Raw genomic sequence first — 2398 nt, 5'->3', positions numbered from 1 at the left:
CAATTGTCACCCGCCGGCTCTGGTTTCAGCTGGATGACTCTCGGGGGTCAGAGCAACACCCATGATCTGGGCTTCGGTGAAACGGCTCTTCTTCATCGGAATCTCCTCGTCAATCTTGCCGAGAAAATTCTACTTCCGCATCCCCTTAACCATGGGGAGGATTACCGTAGGATAACGGGTACTGCTAGCTGCCGATCAGGCGATAGCTGTTGCGGATCTGGCCGCTGTTCGCCACCGTTACGCTGAACAACTCGTTGCGCGCCGGGGTAAATCGGCACAGGGCGGCGTCGGCTTGCGCTGGAACGGCACAAACGACATTGCCCGAACCGTCTGACACCGTGAGGCTCAGCGCCGTGTCGCCGTCGCCAATCAGACCAAGTTGGGCGGGGACATCCCCCGGCAGGGCGATCCGCCAGACTTCACTCTGCCCGCCGGCGAGTTCGGACCGCGCCGGTCACCGTCGCGTGCCGGCCAAGCGGCAGCTGCGCGTCGATATCGTAGACGAGATCCTGAAGCGTCGGATCCTCGCCGGCAAGGGCCTGGGCAATGCTCAGGGCCTCCGGCGATGCCGGATCGGGCGCGGCGGTTCTTCCGGCAGGTTGTTCCTTGTCTGCCGCCCCTGAGGTTGCCTTGGTCCATCCGGTTGCCGGGCGCAGGGTCACGCTGCGGGCGAGACGGATTGCGCCGACCAGCAGCAGCGCGTCGCCGTGCTCGATCGCCGCCTCATAGTTGCGCTGTGCCAGAATGACGCGAGCTACCGGGCCGTTGTGCACCGGCTCGGCCGGGGTGAGGTTCGCTGTATCGGGCATGGCCGGACCGGCACATCCGACGACGAATGCTAGGGCCAGGGCGGAAGGACGCTTGGGTCGAACAGCGGACGGCATGCGCCGACATTGGCAAAGTGCGCGGCGCCGGACAAGGGCGGTCGGCCATGCCGGACGACTTTCCGGCCGCGGCGTTTCGCGGTAGCAGGGAGGCAAAGGGAGACGGGCATGCGCGAGATTCTGCAGCGGCTACTGGCTTTCGATACGGTCAGCCACCGGCCGAACATGGCGCTGATGGACGAGGTCCGCCTCCTTCTGGAAGGCGCCGGGATCAAGGTGGTGATGGTGCCGGATGCGGCTGGAGGGAAGGCCAACCTCTACGCCTCGACCGGGCCGTCGGGTGGCGGGGGCATCATGCTGTCGGGGCATACCGACGTCGTGCCGGTCGAGGGACAGGAGTGGACCGTGCCGCCCTTCGCCCTGACCGAGGCCGAGGGCCGCTATTACGGGCGCGGGGCGGCGGACATGAAGGGCTTCGTCGCCTGTGCGATCGAGGCGATGCTGAGTGCGGCGCGGCGGCCGTTGCAGGCCCCGCTGCACCTGGCGCTGTCCTACGACGAGGAGATCGGCTGCATGGGGGTGCGCAGCCTGATCGACCTCTTGGCCAAGGCGCCGGAGCGGCCGTGGTTCTGTATCGTGGGCGAGCCCACGGGGATGCAGGTGGCGACCGGGCACAAGGGAAAGGTCGCGCTGCGGGCGACCTGCCGGGGCCGCGAGGGGCATTCGGCGCTGGCGCCGCTGGCGCTGAACGCGCTGCACCTGGCGGCGGATTTCCTGGGCGCGGTGCGGCGGGTGCAGGCCGAGGTGGCCGAGACCGGCCTGCGCGACGGGGACTATGACGTGCCCTACACCACCCTGCATGTGGGCAAGATGGCGGGCGGCGTGCAGGTCAACATCGTGCCGAACCAGGCCGTGCTGGACTTCGAGATTCGCGCGCTGGCCGGCGAGGACGTGACGGGGCTGATCGCGCGGCTGGAAGCCGAGGCCGAGGCCATCGTCGCTCCGCTGCGGGACCGGTTCCCGGAAGCGGAGATCCGGGTCGAGCGGCTGTGGGACTATCCCGGCCTCGGCACCGCGCCGGACGCCGAGGTGGTGCGCTTCGTCAAGGGGCTGACCGGGGCGAACGGGACCATCAAGGTGGCCTTCGGGACCGAGGGGGGGCTGTTCCACGACAGGCTCGGCGTGCCCACGGTGATCTGCGGGCCGGGGTCGATGGCCCAGGGGCACAAGCCGGACGAATTCGTCACGGTCGAGCAGATCGAGCGTTGCCGGGGGATGCTTGCGGCGCTGGTGGACCGGCTGGAGGCCGGGATCTGACACTTCTGTCCACGGTGGACATTTCCGGATTCCCCTTCGGAAACAGAAGGATGGCCGCGGACGGAAAGAATCTGTCAACCAGTTTTCCGGCACCCCGGCCGCACGCTGCCGGGGGTTTCACACCCCCCAGTCCGCCGGTTTCCCGAACCGGTGTCGAAACCGGCTGCCTACCCGTGAAGTATTTCTGAAAGGAGCAAGAGTATTGACCTGCCCCCCGGAAGTTCCCTCGCTGTGATGTAGAGTCTGCCCAACCTGAG

The 2398-nt window shown here is 67.4% G+C and carries 2 protein-coding genes; one reads left to right on the top strand and one right to left on the bottom strand.

Annotation, left to right across the window (positions count from 1 at the left end; translation table 11 throughout):
- Nucleotides 1–419: 419 nt before the first annotated feature.
- The gene (locus FL625_RS17990; protein ID WP_235019502.1) at nt 420–884 is read right to left on the bottom strand and encodes a hypothetical protein; all 465 of its coding nucleotides are present in this window, start codon (nt 882–884) and stop codon (nt 420–422) included.
- A 108-nt stretch (nt 885–992) separates the two neighbouring features.
- Here FL625_RS17990 and argE point away from each other — a divergent pair, with 108 nt between their 5' ends.
- A complete protein-coding gene (gene argE / locus FL625_RS17985) occupies nt 993–2141 on the top strand; it encodes an acetylornithine deacetylase (protein ID WP_149590041.1) in 1149 nt (382 codons plus the stop codon).
- The last annotated feature ends 257 nt before the right edge of the window (nt 2142–2398 follow it).

Source organism: Tabrizicola flagellatus, from assembly GCF_008271465.1.
Taxonomy (GTDB): domain Bacteria; phylum Pseudomonadota; class Alphaproteobacteria; order Rhodobacterales; family Rhodobacteraceae; genus Tabrizicola; species Tabrizicola flagellata.
Note: the sequence above shows the minus strand (reverse complement) of the source record. Positions and strands in the feature narration are given on the sequence as shown.

Excerpts from the sequence above, each read along its gene's own strand:
- FL625_RS17990 (WP_235019502.1), bottom strand. The coding sequence starts at position 884 with ATGCCGTCCGCTGTTCGACCCAAGCGTCCTTCCGCCCTGGCCCTAGCA.
- argE (WP_149590041.1), top strand. The coding sequence starts at position 993 with ATGCGCGAGATTCTGCAGCGGCTACTGGCTTTCGATACGGTCAGCCAC.